This is a genomic window from Enterovibrio paralichthyis (genome assembly GCF_019209835.1).
Lineage (GTDB): Bacteria > Pseudomonadota > Gammaproteobacteria > Enterobacterales > Vibrionaceae > Enterovibrio > Enterovibrio paralichthyis.
The window spans coordinates 139,391-156,682 of sequence record NZ_JAHUTS010000001.1; the positions used below are offsets into that span (position 1 = coordinate 139,391).

Genomic DNA, 17,292 nt, shown 5'->3' on the forward strand with positions numbered 1-17,292 from the left:
TTGCGGGGTTCTTTGTTCCAGTTAATCCATTTTTCTCGATTTGGTGAATACCAAACCAAGCATAAACAGCAGTGCCAGCACCCAAAGATGGACAAGGTGACCGGCCTGGCTTTGCAGCGTCGCGCCCATCTGATTGAGCTGGATGGTGGAGAGAATCGCCGGTGTGGATGGCGCAAGTTGTGCCAATGCGTTCATCCAGTCTGGCATTGCGCTCGCAGGCCAGACAAAGCCAGAGGTAAACAGCAGCGGCATGGAGCTTAACAAGATCACCAACGTGATGATCTCCGGTCTTTTGATGAAGCGACCAATCAGACTTCCGCAGGCGAAAGTCGCCAGCAAAAACGGCAACATCATCATGGCGAGATTTACCGGATCAGCCAGTCGGTTGATGCCGTTAATCGAGAAGCTCGCACCAAGGTAGTACATCGCCATCACGGTATAGATGCCGAGGAGGATAACACCGCGGGCAACCAAGTTACGGCGACGGGGCGCACTGTCTGCACAGGCCAGCAAGCCGGACGCAATCAGCAGGGTTTGCTGCAGGATCAGGATAAACACCCCCGGCACCACGTAATTGCCGTATCCGGTGGTCGGGTTAAACACAGGCACCAGATTCAAGGTGAACGGCGAATATTGTTTGGCTGCCAGTTCCATTGGGGTGTTGTGCATCATGGCACGGGTGACTTTCACCTGTGCGCCCAAAGTGCCGCCTGCGTTCACCACGCCTTCCGCGATGGTGCCGTAGGTGAGGAAAAATGAGGCATCACCACCCACAGAAACCACCGGGCTTTTGCCAAGCAATAAATCGCGGTAGAAGTGCTCCGGGATCACCACCACGCCTTCAATGTCGCCTGCCGCAATTTTGCTGCTTGCTTCATGCTCTGCGCCCAATTGCTCTGTAATCGCCAGTTGAGGCGTGGCATTCAGCATGCGTACAAAGGAGCGGCTTTGCTGGCTATTGTCATGGTCAACCACGGCCACACGCAGTTCACGAGGCAGTTGGTTTTGGTATGGCAACGGGTAGAGCAGTGAATAAATCACAATGCCGCCAAACACGGTAAACACGACTGCGGGATTGGAGAATAGTGCTTTCAGCTCCTGGAGAAACAGGTTGCGCCAATTCATGCTGCCACCTCCTGTTTGCCCACTGGAGCAGCAATGCGGCGAAGTTTCAGTGCTACCAAGCCCCAAATCAGGCTAAATGCCGCGAGTGCAAGCAGGGCGGGCGTTGCATCTTTCAAAGCTGCGCCATAGTTGAACTGGCCGATTTGCAGTGTGATGTAATGGCTCACCGGCAGCAGTGCACGCCAGCATTGCGCCAGAAATGGCATATCACTGGCAGGAAAACTCACGCCCATAAAGGCAAAGGCCGGGGCGGTAAAACCTGCCACCAGGCTCATGGCGCGGGTGGCGTTGCGTGTGCCCAGATAAAGGAGTGAACCCACCGCCAAGCCTGCCAGCACCATCAACGCCTGTGCGGCAAACACAATCGACCAACTGCCGTTCATCGGCCAGCCGAGGCAGAAGTGCATCACGGTTGCGAATACCACGCCAAGCAACCAAAGCGGAACAAACAGGCTGATGATCTTCGCGACCAGTGCTTTGGCAACCGACGGGCGGAACTGTTGCTCAAGGCCAATGCGTTTATCGGTCAGCGCCATAGATAGCATGCCGCTGGCGACAATCACGATTTGCCAAAGGGCAGGCACAATCGCTGAAACCAGAAACTGTGCGTAGTTGGTGCCGGTGTTAAACAGTGGCACCAACTGGAAGCGCAATGGCACGGATAAACCTGCTGCCTGCGAAGTGACCGTCGTGCCTTTCAGCATTTTGCCTTTGGTTTCCACCATGGCGGCAAAGGTGCTCTGGCTTTGGTTGAGTGCCGCATTAACCAGTTTGCCGATCAGGATGTATTGGCTGTTGTAAAACGCCGTCACCTCCGGCGATTCGCCGCGAATTGTCGATTTTTCAAAACCCACAGGGATGATCACCGTGCCATAGGTTTTGCCGCTATTCAGCGCAGACGATGCGGACTCAACATCCTCAAAAGCCTGTGACTGAAGCGTCGGGCTCACATCGTAGTAACGGATCAACTGGCGTGACAGGCTGCTGTTGTCGAGGTCGACCACACCCACAGGCAAGTCACGGCCTGTGCCTGCGGAAAAAATCGCCCACATCAACACAAACAGTGTCAGCGGTAACAGGCCGAGCAGGGCAGTGAGCCAGCGGTCGGTCAGGATCAACCGCCACTCGCTTAATACGCCTGCCATCAAAGAGTTCTTCATGGCGATTAACCCTGATTTGGCTGTTCAGTCACCAACACACTCATGCCTGCGCGAAGCCCTTCAATCGGTGATACTGGACGCGCTTCAATTTCAAACGTGCGCATGTCGTAACCTTGCTGACTGTTGGTTGCACGCCAGGTAGCGAAATCGCCCATTGCAGCCACATGGGTCACTTGGAAACGGTACGCCTTGTCGCCCAGGGCTGGGATGGTCGCATCGAATTCAGCGCCTTTTGCAAACTGTCGCAGCTTGTCTTCGCGAATGTTGAAGACCGCCCACGCATCATTCAGGTCAATCACTGTCACCACTGGGAAACCTTGTGGTGCCAATTCGCCTGGATGAAGCAAAATTTGGCTGACTTCGCCTTGATACCAGCTGTGGATTTGGGTGTCTTTGGCGTAGGCTTCCACTTCTGCAACCGCACCGGCAGCCATGCGCACTTTTTCCTGAGCCGCACGTTTGGTTTCCGTGCGCGCACCAGCTTTTGCCAGCTCATACATTTGCAGCGCTGCGTTTTCGGTGTATTTCGCTGCCTGCCACTGGGTATAGGCTTCATCGCGTTTTTGCTCTGCCGCTACACCTTCTTTGTATAAGGCATTCACCCGGTGATAGGTTTTCTCTGCCAGTTGTGCCGCCGCGCGGGCTTTTTGCCACTGGTCGCGGGAAGCATTGATTTCCTGCGTGCGTGCACCGCTTTCGGCTTGCTCTGCCATGGCGCTGGCCGCTTCTTCGCCTGCTTTTGCCTGCTCGAGTTTGGCATCCAGTTCTGGACTATACAGGGTGAAAATCAGGTCGCCCGGCTTCACTTGCTCGCCCTTGTGTACCAGCACTTCATCAATGCGGCCGGCTACTTTGGAAGAAATGCTGTATTGCTGCGCTTCAATCTGACCCTGAAAATGTTCCGGTTGCGGCAGGTAAGCCTGATAGAAACTGTAACCAATCCAACCCAGCACAGCTGCCGCTGGCAAAACCAAAGCCGCAGATTTCAATTTACTCATGTTCGTTACTCCTGTGGTGCGGGTTGAAAGACGTTAAGGGCGGCAGACTGGAATTCTGCAAAGCGGTCGGTTTCGCCGCTGACAGCAACCAGTCGTGACAGAGAAAGCACGTACTGGTACGCCGCTGCCAGTTGCTGGGTTTTGATACTGGCGAGGTAAAGCTCGGCATCGACCACATCAAGGGACGTCGACAGCCCTTGTGCGAACGCTTTTTCACGCAGGCGCAAGTTTTCTTCCGCCAGTGCGATGCTCGAAGACAAGCCCTGATACTCTTCCAGTGCCTGTCCTGCCTCGCGCCAGGTTTTCTCAACCAGCAGCGACAAGTCCTGCTCGGCCTGCGCGCGCAGATAGTTCACCTGAACCGCGGTGCTGTGGGCGGCTTTCACTTTGTCTGAGCGGCCGCCGTTATCAATCAGCGGAATGCTCACGCCGACGCCTACTGCCCAGTCTGGGGTGAGGGATGCAGTCAGCGAGTCACCTTCGTACAGGTTGTAGTTACCGTACAAAAAGACCTGTGGGTAGTATTTGCCTTTTTCCAAATCAACCAGACCATCCGCCTGTTTGCGTTTGGCATCCAGCACTTTCAGGCCTGGGTAAGTCGCCAGCGTCTGGTCAAGGAACGGCGACATGGCAGGCACTTTGTCCTGCGTGAACAGGTCACTGCTTGGTTCAACCGGGGTGTCGCTTTTCACCAGCGTTTGCAGGGCGGCCTGTGCAATTTCTAGATCGCGTTCGGCTTTGCGGCGCTCAGTCTTGGCTTTGTCGTAGGAGACCTCAGCCTGCAGGCGTTCAACGCGGGCGATTTGACCCTGCGCTTCCATCTTCTTGGCGTGATCCAGGTGTTTTGCCAGACCTTGCTCTACTTCTACACGGGTTTGCAGCACTTGCTCAGCGAGGACAGTAGCAAAGTAAACCTTGGCCAAGTCTTCGAATTTTGCCTGTTGCGCCATTTGCAGCAGGTAGCTCGCTTCATCCTGTTGCGCATTGGCGATGTCTTCCGCCGCCAGGATGCGGCCACCGGTGAAAATCGGCCAGATAGCACGGATAGAACTGGTGTAGATGTCGCGATCCGCAAGAGTTGTGGTGGCAATATTGTCGAGATTGCCAAGAATTGCGCCTAAGTTGGGTGGCAGAGAGCCTGCCAGTTGCCCCAGCGCATCACCGCCGTTCATATGATGTGCCAGCTCAGAAGGTTTGAGCTCGACGTTTTTGTCCAGTCGGGTGTAGTTACCGCTTAGGGTCACAGTCGGCAGGTGATGGGCAAACGCCGCGTTTTTCATGTGCTCAGCGCGGTCGACATTGGCGCGTTGGGCGGCAATGCTATCGTTGCGCTCTAACACTGCCTGCCATGCTTCGGAGAATGACATGGATTGGGCATTCGCCAGCGGTGACAGCGCCATGGCGCAGCACAGGCTGAGAGCACGCAGTGAGAGTGATTTGTGGGTCTTTTTGATAAACATCCGATTTACCATCAAAAGAGAAGATACGGATATTCTAGAGTTATTGCTCTAATTTGCCAAATGGTAATTTGTACACCGTTTTTTATGCTGTCTGTGACGATGTTGCTTCAATGCACAAAAAAAGGGTTTTGATTTTCCCGTTTAGGTATAGAATTGCGCCCGATCCCGTCCGGGATCCCCTTGCCGTTTAGGTGACCTTACACGAAGTAATCATAGTCAGGTTACGTCGTGGGAATATCGCCCCGATATTCTTAGAGCTGGACTCAACTCTGACCCTCCCCGTCTGTACAGTGGTGATCCCTGTTCCAGACACTGCAAATCTCTCAATCGCGCCCTGATGCTTTTTGTGTTGATTTCACCAACCCTCTGTTTTTGGCGCACCGTTTTCAAAGGATAACCATGCCTACGAGTAGGATGAGCGAGCGTACGATTCGCTTTTTGATTCTGATGATTTTCCTCGCTGCAGCGATGGAAACCGACATCTATCTTCCGGCTTTTCCGGACATGATGGCGGCATTTAATACCGATGAAACCATGATTCAGCGTGTGCTGAGTTTCAATTTCCTGGGTATCTGTCTCGCGTCGCTGATTTATGGCCCGCTGTCGGATGCGATTGGGCGTCGCAAAGTGTTGAACATTGGCTATGGCTTCTTTATCGCCGGTAGCCTTGGCTGCGTGTTTGCCGACACCATAGAAATGCTGATTTTCTGGCGCTTCCTGCAAGGGTTTGGCAGTGCTGCCTGTATGATCATCGGCGCTGCGATGGTGTTTGACCTTTATAAAGAGGAAAAAGCGGCGGAAATCGTCTCTGATCTGAATAGCCTTGTGGTTAGCATCATTGCGTTCGCGCCAATGCTGGGCGGCTGGATTAACTACCAGTTTGGATACACCTACAACTTTGTGTTTATTGCCGTACTTACCGTCGCAACGGGGCTAATCTGCTTCTTTAAACTGCCGGAATCTCTTCCTGTAGAAAAACGCAAAGCCTTGTCGTTGAAGGGGGTAGGAAGCGATTACCTGACTGTGCTGAAAAACGGTGAGTTTTGGGCCAATGTGCTTATTACCACCGCGATATTCGCAGGTTACATGATCTTCATTTCCAACATGCCGCTGGTATTTGTGAATCACCTTGGCGTGGATGTCGCCGTGTTCCCGTTTTATCAGGTCAGTTTGCTGGTGGCATTCGTTGTCGCGAGTCTCAATGCCGGGCGAATGATCAAATGGTTTGGTCTCACGCGCATGCGCCGCTTTGGCTTTGGCATGATTGCTATGGCGGTATTGGTGATGTTCGTGATGCCTACGGCTTGGCAACAAACGCCTATCGTTGTTACCGGCATCATGCTGATTTACTCGCTGGGGGCAGGTATTTGCATTGGCATTTTCTTCGCGCGCTCAATGGAAGCCGTGCCGGATCAAACCGGTGTGAGTGCTTCGCTGGTCACGGCGATTCGCCTGGCGTTGGTGGCACTTTTAATTGATATCAGTGGTGGCTTGTTCGATGGCACCATGACATCAGCGATTAATCTGATTGCCGCCTGTACCGTACTGAGTTGTGTTATCTACATCGCGGATGAGCTTCGCGCCAAAAGAAGCCGTAAACTTCCCGCTTAAACGACAAGGGCGTGCATTGCACGCCCTTGTCCTATCTGTTCCCGAAATCGCGGTTACGCGATTTTCTCAGCCTGGGACAGACGGTATTGCACCATATCTTCAATGGTCAGCACTGGCATGTTGTGTTTCTTACCGAATGCGACGATTTCCGGTGTTTTTGCCATTGAGCCATCTTCGTTCTGCACTTCGCACAGAACACCCGCTGGGGACAAACCTGCCATTTGCATCAGATCGATGGTGCCTTCGGTGTGACCACGACGGGTCAGTACACCGCCTTTGCGTGCGCGCAGTGGAAACACGTGGCCCGGACGTGCCAGATCAGATGGCACAGCATTCGGGTTAGACGCCGTTTTGATGGTGGTGACGCGGTCTGCGGCGGAAACGCCAGTCGTCACGCCGACTTTCGCTTCAATGGAAACGGTGAAAGCGGTTTGGTTGGCGCTATTGTTGTTCGCCACCATAGGTTGCAGTTCAAGGCGATCAGCTTGTTCTTCTGGCAGGCACAGGCAAACAATGCCTGAACATTCACGGATCAACAGCGCCATTTGCTGGGTGGTCAGGTGGTCAACTGAGTAGATGATGTCGCCTTCGTTCTCACGATCTTCATCATCAAGCAACAGAACGCCGCGGCCTTCGCGCAGTGCTTCAAGCGCTGCTTCAACGCGTTCAAATGGGGTGCCGAATTCGGCCAATAGAGACGTGTGGATCTGATTCATGGTAGCTCCTTCAATTAAATACCAGAATCAGGGCATAGATGAGCGCAGACTGCAGGCGCAGCCAGACGCAATACACCAACATACGACAGGATCGCCGTTTGACCGGTGCATTCTTATCATCCTCTTTCATCCGGACTTTAACCGTCGGCCTTGGCATCTCACCAAGTCTGCTGACCCCAAACCACGTTTGGGCGCTCGCGGGCTCGTCAATCTTACAAAATGTGTGCTGACATACCGCCGGTGGGGAATTTCGCCCCGCCCTGAGAATAATGTGCTCACTGTGAGCAGCGAAATACTACTGCGTTTTCGATCAAAAAGGGAAGCGGATAGGTTAAAAAAGCGGTCGCGGTTGTTTCGAATGCCCAAACTTTGCGCGGTAGAAAAGGGGAGTCTTGCCATTGTGACGAATTGAGAGTATCCCTTCGACCATGATTTAGAAGTCTGAAAACAGTGAATAGAGTTAATGGAAAAAGAACCCAAGGCGCTTAGATTAATTGCGGCGCTGGAAGCCTCGAAAGGTATTCTGGCATTGATTGTGGGCTTTACGTTGCACGAGCTGGGTAGCGTCGAAATCCAGAAGCTTTTTGTCGAACTGGTGTCGCACCTGCACCTGAACCCTTCCAGCCAACTGCCGGGCGCGATTTATCACGCCATCCATGAGGTGAATAACAACAATATCACGTTGATTGCCGCTGGCACTGTGCTGTATGCCAGTGTTCGCATGGTGGAAGCCTATGGCCTATGGCACGCCTTTGCCTGGACAGAATGGTTTGCCATGGCAAGCGGCGCAATTTACTTCCCGTTTGAAATTGATGCGGTGATCACCCGCGGACATTGGTTGGATTGGGCGGCCTTGCTGATCAACCTTGTGGTTGTTGCCTACATGGCCACCCTGATTTTAAACCGCCGCAAGGCAAAGAAGGTGGGGGTTTAGCTTTCAGCGGTCGGCGCAGACTCTGCCTGCGCCGCTTTTTGCTTACTCAGCGTACGTTGCAACAATTGGGCATAAAGTGGTTTGCCGCCAAGCGCCTGGGCTGTCATGGTCGCGCCAACCGTGGTGATTAGCAAAGGCAGGATCAGCTCGTATTTATGGGTTAGCTCAATTACCAACAGAATTCCCGTCATCGGGGCGCGCACCGTTGCTGCGAATAACGCACCCATACCCGCCACCGCAAACATGCCAACCGATATTTTCATTTCCGGAAAAAGCACCATACACAAAGCGCCAAACGCAGTGCCAAATAGAGTGCCGAGCGCCAGCATTGGGGCGAATACGCCACCCGGAGCGCCGGAGGAGAAACAGGCCAGCGTCGTCAGGGTGCGCATCAAAAACAGCATCATCAGCAGCGACAAAGAGAAAACGCCGTTGACGGAGTCCGGTATCAATTCAACCCCTTCGCCGGTAATTTTGGGAATGATCAGGGTCAGTGCGCCGAAGGTGGCACCCAATATTGCGCCCAGCGCGACATAGCGCTTGGTTTCATGGCGGTGAATGCGCTCGAACTGATCCATCGAAAAAATGACCAAGCGGTTAAACATCACGCCAATCCCGCCAAAAATCAGCCCCAGGACAAGAAACAGGGTCAGTGCCTGCAGCGGGACGTCATCATGCGCGGGCAGGGGGATCATTGCCCCTTGCCCCTGAAAATAGCGATAGGTGATGGTGGCGCAAATGGATGCAATCATCACCGCCTTGATGGATATCAGGTTGTATTTGAACTGTGGGCGCATCTCTTCAACGACGAACATAATGCCCGCCATCGGAGCGTTAAACGCCGCCGCTAAACCTGCCGCCGCACCGGATGCGACAAGGGTGTGACGGCTCTCGTCGTTGTCGAAACGGAAAGTGTCAGACAGCATTCTGCCCACGCTTGCACCCATCTGAACCGACGGGCCTTCCCGGCCGAGTACCAGTCCAGAACCAATAGCGCCAATCCCGCCAAAAAACTTCACCGGAATGACCCGCCACCAACGCACGGGGCGTACGCCATCCAACGCACCTTCTATTTCGGGAATGCCGGAACCTGCGGCTTCCGGTGCAATGCGAATGACCAGGAAAAAACCAAATGCTGCGAGCAAAGTGCTGCTGCCGATCACCAGCAGAATCGTTGAAATATCCAGCCCGGATTTGGCATCCAACAAGGTTTCGCGCTGGTGGATCACCCAGTCAATGGCGATATCGAAAAAGGTACACAGCAACCCGGCCAGCAGGCCGACAAATGCCGACAAAATAAGGATATGGAGAGGGCTTCGGTGCACGGCCATAAAACGCCGCATGACACCCGAAGGTGGCTTTCTTTCGGGGAGATCTTGAATCGGCGTTTCTTCGGCAGGTTCGGTTGTCATACGTCTCATTACCGTGCAGGAATTGATGCTACTCAACAGCATAGAGCAGTTGCTGCGTCTGGGTATTCTTCGTAAATGATACAGATGCAAAACAGCAGGTTATGCCATCGAAAGGGGACGGAAAAATAGCGCTGCAAAAGTTAGATGTCTAATCAAAATGGATGAAAAATAAATTTGCGGATTTTATAGCTTGCATCACCAGCTATGGCGCTGTCTGCATTGAAATGTCTTTGTGTCGGAAATGTTTACAGCATTCATCTTGTTTTGACATCAAACGAATAATTTGTAAGTCTGTTTTTAATTGAACGTTCAATTAAGAAACATTTACGCTACATTTTTGTTCAATCAAGGAGGGTTGAATGCCAAAAGTAGGAATGCCCGAAATTCGGCGACCACAACTGGTTGCTGCCACCATGTCGGCGATTGACGAAGTCGGTCTTGCCGGTGCCAGCGTGGCCTTGATCAGCCGCAAAGCCGGTGTCTCCGCGGGCATCATTAACCACTACTTTGGCGGCAAACATGGCCTGCTTGAAGAAACCATGCGCTCCGTATTGCGTGAACTTTCGCGCGGTGTGCAGATGAGGCTAAATGCCACACACGCCGATGATGCCAAAGCCCGCATCATGGCGATTGTGGATGGCAACTTCGACCCAAACCAAGTCAACGGTAAGGTCACCAAAACCTGGCTGGCATTCTGGTCTCACGCCATGCATGACCCCGCCCTTTTCAGGTTGCAGCGCGTGAATGAAAAACGCCTTCTTTCCCACCTTCGCATTGAACTCAAAAAACTGATGCCTGCTGAACAGGCGAAATTTGTTGCCCAAGGGATCGCTGCACTGGTTGACGGTATTTGGCTGCGTGGCGCCCTGAGGCCAAGCGGCATCGATCCGCAAATGGCAGTGGCAACGATTGAAGATTATCTCGAGCGCCAGCTCTCACCATCCGTCCATATCTAAAAGGCAAAACTAAATGGATATTAAGCAGTTATATATTCACGGAAAGTACGTTAGCGCGACATCCGGGGAGACGTTTCCAACCCTGAACCCAGCGACTGGAGAAACCCTGGCTGAGGTACAGCAAGCCAGTCAGGCTGATGTGGATGTTGCAGTGGCGTCTGCATGGGAAGGCTTTCAGGTTTGGTCGGCAATGAGCGGGGCAGAGCGCCGCACTATTCTGAACCGCGCGGTTGCTATTTTGCGTGAACGCAACGACGAACTGGCCGCACTGGAAGTGCTGGATACCGGCAAGCCGATGCAGGAAGCCCAGTATGTAGACGTCGTGACCGGTGCGGACGTGATCGAATACTACGCAGGCTTGGCGGTTGCCATTCAGGGTGAGCAACAAAGCCTGGGCGAAAACCAGTTTTTCTACACCCGCAAAGAGCCTCTGGGCGTGTGCGTAGGAATTGGCGCGTGGAATTACCCCATCCAGATTGCGATGTGGAAAGCAGGCCCTGCGTTGGCGGCGGGCAATGCCATGGTGTTCAAACCGTCAGAAGAAACCCCGCTGACCGCACTGAAACTGGCAGAGATCTTCACCGAGGCTGGCTTGCCAGATGGCGTGTTCAACGTGGTGCAAGGTGATTACCGCGTGGGGCAAATGCTGTCGCGCCATGAAAACATCGTCAAAGTGTCGTTTACCGGTGAGTGCGGTACAGGCAAAAAAGTGATGGCGGATGCAGCGGGCACATTAAAACCTGTGACTATGGAGCTTGGCGGTAAATCACCCTTGATTGTGTTTGACGATGCTGACATCGATAACGCTGTTTCCGGTGCCATGATCGCCAACTTTTACACCCAGGGTGAGGTCTGTACCCACGGCACCCGCGTGTTTGTTCATGACACTGTTTACGACACCTTTATTGAGAAGCTCAAAGCTCGCACAGAAAAGCTGGTGGTGGGTGACCCGACGGATCCCGAAACCCAGATTGGCGCACTGATCTCCAAAGACCATCTTTCAAAAGTGCTCGGCTTTATTGAAGCAGGTAAAGCAAGCGGCGCAACGCTATTGTGTGGCGGTTATCAGGTGACAGAGGGCGTGCTGGCGAAAGGCAACTTTGTTGCGCCAACAGTCTTTACCGATTGCACCGACGATATGCCACACGTGCAAAACGAAATCTTTGGCCCGGTGATGTCCGTGCTGCGTTTCAGCGACGAGCAAGAAGTAATTTCCCGCGCCAATGACACGAAATACGGCCTTGCTGCCGGTGTGTTTACGACCAATTTCTCCCGTGCCCACCGTGTGATTGCCAAGCTTCAAGCGGGCATTTGCTGGATCAACAACTGGGGCGCATCGCCAGCGGAAATGCCGGTTGGTGGCTACAAGCAATCCGGCATTGGCCGTGAAAACGGACTCCAAACTCTCAACAGCTACACCCAAACCAAGAGTGTCTACGTCGAATTGGGCGATGTAGACAGTCCTTATGCGTAATGGAAATGGGAGTCGCAATGTCTAAGCAAGAGTTTGATTACATCATCATAGGCGCAGGGTCGGCAGGCTGTGTGCTGGCCGATCGCCTGACTGAATCCGGCGAGCACAAGGTGCTGATCCTTGAAGCGGGTGGCACAGACAAAAGCATTTTTATACAGATGCCAACGGCGCTTTCCTACCCAATGAATACGGAAAAGTACGCCTGGCAATTTGAGACCAAGGAAGAAGCAGGGCTGGATGGCCGCAAGCTGCATTGCCCACGCGGCAAGGTACTGGGTGGCAGCTCATCCATCAATGGCATGGTGTATGTACGCGGTCACGCCTGCGACTTTGACGAATGGGAACAAAACGGCGCAGCAGGCTGGAATTACCAGAACTGCCTGCCGTATTTCAAACGCGCTGAAACCTGGGTGCGTGGTGAAGATGATTACCGCGGCGGTAATGGCCCCGTTGGCACCTGCAACGGTAACGACATGGCGCTGAATCCGCTTTATCGCGCCTTTATCGACGCAGGTGAACAGGCGGGGTATCCGGTCACCGAAGACTATAACGGCTACCAGCAGGAAGGCTTCGGCCCCATGCACATGACGGTAGATGGTGGGGTTCGTGCTTCCACATCCAACGCCTATCTGCGCCGCGCACTTAAGCGTTCAAACCTCACGCTGATCAAAGGCGTGACGGTCAAAAAGATCCTGATTGAAAACCTGACGGCAACAGGCGTGGCCTACGAAAAAGGCGGTCAGCAGTTTGAAGCAAAAGCGCGTAAAGAAGTGATCAGCGCGGCGGGTTCGATTGGGTCACCGCAACTCCTTCAGGTTTCCGGTGTAGGCCCCAAAGCCGTGTTGGAAAACGCGGGCGTGGAAGTGAAACACAACCTGCCGGGGGTGGGCGAAAACCTGCAAGACCACCTTGAAGTTTACTTCCAGTATTACTGCAAACAACCGATCACCCTGAACGGCAAACTTGGCCTGATCAGCAAAGGGTTGATCGGTGCGCGCTGGATTTTGTTTAAAGGCGGCTTGGGTGCGACCAATCATTTTGAGTCCTGCGCCTTTATCCGCAGCCGCGCCGGAATTAAGTGGCCGAACATTCAATATCACTTCCTGCCCGCGGCGATCCGCTATGACGGGAAATCCGCCGTCAAAGGGCATGGTTTTCAGGTTCACGTTGGGCCCAACAAACCGCAAAGTCGCGGCTATGTGCGCATAACCAGCGCAGATACCAACGACAAACCGGAAATCGTTTTCAACTACATCAGCACCGAGCAGGACAAACAGGACTGGCGCGATTGCATCCGCCTGACCCGAGAAATTCTGGCGCAGGACGCCATGGCCGATTACCGCAATGGCGAAATCCAGCCGGGCGATAACGTCCAAAGCGACGTGCAGATCGATGCCTGGGTGAAAGCCAATGTAGAAAGCGCGTATCACCCGTCCTGTACCTGCAAAATGGGCGCAGATAACGACCCCATGGCGGTGCTGGACAGCGAACTTCACGTGCGCGGCATTGCCAACCTGCGCGTGGTGGATTCCTCCATTTTCCCGACCATTCCCAACGGCAACCTCAATGGCCCCACCATCATGGTGGCAGAGCGCGCCGCAGACATGATTTTGGGTAAACCGTTGCAAGCGCCTGCCAATGTTGGCGTGTGGATTGACCCGAACTGGGAAACACAACAACGACTGAATCCATCCACAACGAATCAAACAGCAATCGAAAAAGAGAAAGCGTAAACACGAAATTAAAAATCTGATGGGACGTGATCACCATGTCCTGCAGCCAAAAAAGAAAGGAAGAGGAAAGCAATCATGGAAACTAAACAGACCAAGCGACTGGCAGGTTTGAGCATCACATTGGCGGCAACTTTGGTAGCAGCACCTGCGATGGCAAACCAGTGCGAAACGGTACGTTTTTCCGATGTAGGCTGGACAGACATTACCGCGACCACGGCGGCGACCACGCTTGTACTGCAAGGTATGGGGTACAAAACAGACATCCAATTATTGTCTGTCCCTGTTACCTATACCTCGCTGGCAAACGGCGACATCGATGTCTTTCTGGGCAACTGGATGCCGACCATGGAAGCGGATATCGCCAAATATCGCGATGCAGGTACCGTTGAAACCATTCACCGCAACCTTGAAGGCGCGAAATACACCCTGGCTGTGCCGAAATATGCGTTTGAAGGCGGCGTGAAAACTTTTGCCGATATCGCCAAGTTTGAAGACCAGCTGAAAGGGCGCATCTACGGTATCGAACCGGGGAACGATGGTAACCGCCTTATTCAGGACATGATCGATTCTGATGCCTTTGGCCTGAAAGGGTTCCAGCTGGTGGAATCAAGCGAAGCGGGCATGTTGTCTCAGGTGAAACGCGCCGTTCGCCGTGACCAGTGGATTGTGTTCCTCGGTTGGGCGCCACATCCGATGAACAGCAACTTCGAGCTGGCGTATCTGGATGGCGGTGACGAGTACTTCGGTCCTAACTACGGCGGTGCGAATGTGTACACCAACGTTCGCCAGAACTACACCAGCGAATGCCCGAATGTTGGCAAGCTGCTGACCAACCTGACGTTCAGTCTGCCGATGGAAAACGAAATCATGGACGGCATTTTGAACGACGGCGTGAAGCCAGATGTGGCAGCAAAAGAGTGGCTGCAAAGCAACCCGGATGCACTGACAGCTTGGCTGGATGGTGTGAAAACGGTAGATGGCAAAGACGCCCTGCCAGCAGTGAAAGCTCACCTCAATATCCAGTAAACGCTCTCCGCAGGCAGTAATAGCGGAAGCAGAGGACGGACTGGTGACCAGTCCGTCCATATAGAATGGATTTTGGAGTACACATGAACTGGATAACTGACAATAAAATTCCTCTCGGCGACTACATGGAAACCGTTGTTGATTGGCTGACAGACAACGCCGCAGGCTTTTTCGATGCTGTTTCAATCTCACTGGAATGGCTGATCCTCTCCCTTGTTGACCTGATGCAATGGTTCCCCCCATTTGTGCCGATTGCACTGACGGCGGGCATTGCATGGCTTTTGCACCGACGTATTTCGCTGGTGGTTTTTGTGGTCACTGCTTTGTTGCTGATTTTGAATCTGGGCTACTGGACGGAGATGATTGAAACCTTCGTACTGGTGCTGACAGCGACCACCTTGTCGGTTTTGATTGGCGTGCCGATGGGCATTCTTGCGGCGCACAGGCCGTGGCTTTATACCTTTATGCGTCCGGTGCTCGACCTGATGCAAACCATCCCGACCTTTGTCTACCTGATTCCCACGCTGGTGTTGTTTGGGCTGGGCGTGGTGCCGGGACTGATTTCGACCATAATTTTCGCGATTGCCGCGCCTATCCGACTGACGTATCTCGGCATTCGCAGCGTACCGGAGGAGCTGATTGAAGCGGGCAAAGCCTTCGGCGCAACCCCAAGTAAACTGCTGTTTAAAGTCGAACTGCCCGCGGCCATGCCAAACATCATGGCGGGCATTACCCAGTGCATCATGCTGTCACTTTCTATGGTGGTGATTGCCGCGCTGGTAGGGGCAGACGGTCTCGGCAAGCCGGTTATTCGCGCCCTGAACACAGTAAACATTTCCCAGGGCTTCGAGGCAGGACTTGCGATTGTATTGGTCGCGATCATTTTGGATCGCCTGTGTAAGGCTCCGGCATCACAAGGAAAAGAGGGCTAAAAGATGAAAGCAGTATCGATTGAAAACCTCGATGTGATTTTTGGCTATGGTCTGGATAAAGCCGTCGCCATGCTGGATGAAGGCAAAAGCCGTCAGGAAATTCAGGAAGAGACCGGCAATGTGGTCGGCGTCAGTAACGCCAGCATTTCGGTAGAGCAGGGGGAAATCTGCGTGCTGATGGGGTTATCCGGCTCGGGTAAATCCAGTTTGTTGCGCGCAGTCAATGGCCTTAATCCGATTACCCGCGGTTCACTGAAAATCTGTGACGACGGCAAGCTGGTGGAAATGAACGGTATTGATGAAACTACCTTGCGCCACATCCGCTCGCACCGCGTGTCTATGGTGTTCCAGAAATTCGCCCTGATGCCTTGGTTGAGTGTGGTCGATAACGTCGCCTTTGGCCTTGAAATGCAAGGTGTTGGCAAAGCAGAACGCCGCCAACGGGCGATGGAAAAGCTGGAAATGGTTGGCCTGAGCGAGTGGCATGACAAGCTGCCGCACGAGCTTTCTGGCGGTATGCAGCAACGTGTTGGTTTGGCACGTGCGTTTTGTATGGACAGCGACATCCTCTTGATGGACGAACCTTTCTCGGCACTGGACCCGCTTATCCGAAACCAGCTTCAGGACGAACTGTTAGAACTTCAACGCAAGCTCAACAAAACCATCCTGTTTGTCAGCCATGATTTGGATGAAGCGCTGAAGATAGGCACCAACATCGCCATTATGGAATCCGGCAAGATCATCCAGCACGGCAAGCCGGAAGACATCGTTCTGCGCCCTGAAACCCAATATGTCGAAGACTTTGTCGCCCATACCAATCCACTGAATGTGCTGCGCGGCCGTTCGCTGATGACTTCGCTGAGCGACCTCGAAAAAGAGGGCAATGCGCTGGTGCTCAACAAGCACGAAAACACCAGACTGATTGTCGATGACAATGGCGAACTGCAAGGTGCCATGCGAGGCGCGCAAGCGCTGGAGATTATCCAGTGGCAGGAAAAAGGGGAGATCTCATCGCTGTCGAAAGATGCAGTGGTAATGGCGAATGCAGATATTTCAATGCGCAACGCGCTGGAAATCCGCTATCAAACCGGATTGCCGCTGTTGCTCACCGATAATGAAAAAGTGGTCGGTGTGCTGTCAGATAATGATTTTTATCATGCGCTGTTAGGGAAGCATTTTTCGCATGCGGCGTGATGGGAAAGTGCTCTTGGTTCTTCCCCCTTTTCAAGGGGGAAGTTAGATGGGGGTTTTGGCTCTTTGCGTTTTGGGTGTGCGAATTGGAAAGGGACAAAAACAAGTTAGACCTTTTGCCCTAAAGCGGTCACTTCGGATAACTTCAGATTGGGGAAAATTCTCAACCCATAGCTACGAGGTGGGCTAGTTACCCGAATGAAGTTTCGGCTGAGCTAAACTTAATCTGATTCGTTAACCTTTGGGCTCAAAGTGATGCGCCACTGCTTGTAATAAAATAGGCAAATAAGAACTCCAATCGACTGGCTTACCCTCAACAAAATACTCGACTAGCTGATCTTTGATATCACCATCGACGTTAGGGATTAATTCGTCGATAAAATCCATCAACTCTTGCTCTTTGGTAATCAAAGGATATCCATCGTATTTTAGAGACTCGACCTTATCGATAATTTCTTTGTGTTTTGTGTGATTTAAGTTCATAAATTCCAATCAATTAGAGAGGGGGGCGAATTTTATCTGGCTAACGAATTTACATGCAACAACAAAAATATTTAACCGAGA

Annotated in this window: 15 protein-coding genes and 1 riboswitch; of the genes, 8 read left to right on the forward strand and 7 right to left on the reverse strand. The window is 52.9% G+C overall.

Annotated features, from left to right (window positions below):
- Positions 1–21: 21 nt before the first annotated feature.
- The 4 genes from KU854_RS00575 to KU854_RS00590 are packed head-to-tail and all read right to left on the reverse strand — an operon-like array spanning position 22 to position 4,743.
- Positions 22–1,125, reverse strand: a complete 1,104-nt coding sequence (locus KU854_RS00575; protein WP_218356558.1) for an ABC transporter permease — start codon at positions 1,123–1,125, stop codon at positions 22–24.
- The gene (locus KU854_RS00580; RefSeq protein ID WP_218356559.1) at positions 1,122–2,285 is read right to left on the reverse strand and encodes an ABC transporter permease; all 1,164 of its coding nucleotides are present in this window, start codon (positions 2,283–2,285) and stop codon (positions 1,122–1,124) included. Before KU854_RS00580 ends, KU854_RS00575 begins: the two co-directional genes overlap by 4 nt.
- Before the next feature lie 5 nt (positions 2,286–2,290).
- Positions 2,291–3,283 (reverse strand): HlyD family secretion protein, encoded by a 993-nt coding sequence (locus KU854_RS00585; RefSeq protein ID WP_218356560.1) that lies wholly within the window; start codon positions 3,281–3,283, stop codon positions 2,291–2,293.
- 5 nt (positions 3,284–3,288) lie between these two features.
- Positions 3,289–4,743: a TolC family protein gene (locus KU854_RS00590; protein WP_218356561.1), complete on the reverse strand. Its 1,455-nt coding sequence runs from the start codon at positions 4,741–4,743 to the stop codon at positions 3,289–3,291.
- Positions 4,744–5,142: 399 nt separating this feature from the next.
- Between KU854_RS00590 and KU854_RS00595 the strand changes: the two genes are divergently transcribed.
- Positions 5,143–6,354 carry a multidrug effflux MFS transporter gene (locus tag KU854_RS00595; RefSeq protein ID WP_218356562.1) on the forward strand — a complete coding sequence of 404 codons (1,212 nt, stop codon included), beginning with the start codon at positions 5,143–5,145 and terminating at the stop codon, positions 6,352–6,354.
- 53 nt (positions 6,355–6,407) lie between these two features.
- Here the strand turns inward: KU854_RS00595 and ribB are convergent, their stop codons facing one another.
- Positions 6,408–7,070 carry a 3,4-dihydroxy-2-butanone-4-phosphate synthase gene (gene ribB / locus KU854_RS00600; protein ID WP_218356563.1) on the reverse strand — a complete coding sequence of 221 codons (663 nt, stop codon included), beginning with the start codon at positions 7,068–7,070 and terminating at the stop codon, positions 6,408–6,410.
- 114 nt (positions 7,071–7,184) lie between these two features.
- Positions 7,185–7,342, reverse strand: a riboswitch (FMN riboswitch).
- Positions 7,343–7,533: 191 nt separating this feature from the next.
- Here ribB and KU854_RS00605 point away from each other — a divergent pair.
- Positions 7,534–8,004: a DUF2127 domain-containing protein gene (locus KU854_RS00605; RefSeq protein ID WP_218356564.1), complete on the forward strand. Its 471-nt coding sequence runs from the start codon at positions 7,534–7,536 to the stop codon at positions 8,002–8,004.
- On the opposite strand, the gene clcA is transcribed toward KU854_RS00605, so the two are convergent.
- Complete coding sequence (clcA, locus tag KU854_RS00610; RefSeq protein ID WP_218356565.1) at positions 8,001–9,416, reverse strand: H(+)/Cl(-) exchange transporter ClcA; 1,416 nt, start codon at positions 9,414–9,416, stop codon at positions 8,001–8,003. The two genes, KU854_RS00605 and clcA, sit on opposite strands and share 4 nt — an antisense overlap.
- Before the next feature lie 359 nt (positions 9,417–9,775).
- Here clcA and betI point away from each other — a divergent pair, with 359 nt between their 5' ends.
- The 6 genes from betI (at position 9,776) to choV (ending at position 16,731) form a co-directional block, all read left to right on the forward strand.
- Positions 9,776–10,372: a transcriptional regulator BetI gene (betI, locus tag KU854_RS00615; protein ID WP_218356566.1), complete on the forward strand. Its 597-nt coding sequence runs from the start codon at positions 9,776–9,778 to the stop codon at positions 10,370–10,372.
- A gap of 13 nt (positions 10,373–10,385) precedes the next feature.
- Positions 10,386–11,846 (forward strand): betaine-aldehyde dehydrogenase, encoded by a 1,461-nt coding sequence (gene betB, locus KU854_RS00620; RefSeq protein ID WP_218356567.1) that lies wholly within the window; start codon positions 10,386–10,388, stop codon positions 11,844–11,846.
- A 17-nt stretch (positions 11,847–11,863) separates the two neighbouring features.
- Complete coding sequence (betA, locus tag KU854_RS00625) at positions 11,864–13,579, forward strand: choline dehydrogenase (RefSeq protein ID WP_218356568.1); 1,716 nt, start codon at positions 11,864–11,866, stop codon at positions 13,577–13,579.
- Positions 13,580–13,654: 75 nt separating this feature from the next.
- Entirely contained in the window at positions 13,655–14,605 is a 951-nt protein-coding gene (locus tag KU854_RS00630; protein WP_218356569.1) for a choline ABC transporter substrate-binding protein, read from the forward strand.
- An 83-nt stretch (positions 14,606–14,688) separates the two neighbouring features.
- Complete coding sequence (gene choW / locus KU854_RS00635) at positions 14,689–15,537, forward strand: choline ABC transporter permease subunit (RefSeq protein WP_218356570.1); 849 nt, start codon at positions 14,689–14,691, stop codon at positions 15,535–15,537.
- A 3-nt stretch (positions 15,538–15,540) separates the two neighbouring features.
- Positions 15,541–16,731: a choline ABC transporter ATP-binding protein gene (gene choV / locus KU854_RS00640; protein WP_218356571.1), complete on the forward strand. Its 1,191-nt coding sequence runs from the start codon at positions 15,541–15,543 to the stop codon at positions 16,729–16,731.
- 231 nt (positions 16,732–16,962) lie between these two features.
- Here choV and KU854_RS00645 read toward each other — a convergent pair whose 3' ends face one another.
- The gene (locus tag KU854_RS00645; protein ID WP_218356572.1) at positions 16,963–17,211 is read right to left on the reverse strand and encodes a hypothetical protein; all 249 of its coding nucleotides are present in this window, start codon (positions 17,209–17,211) and stop codon (positions 16,963–16,965) included.
- Positions 17,212–17,292 lie beyond the last annotated feature (81 nt).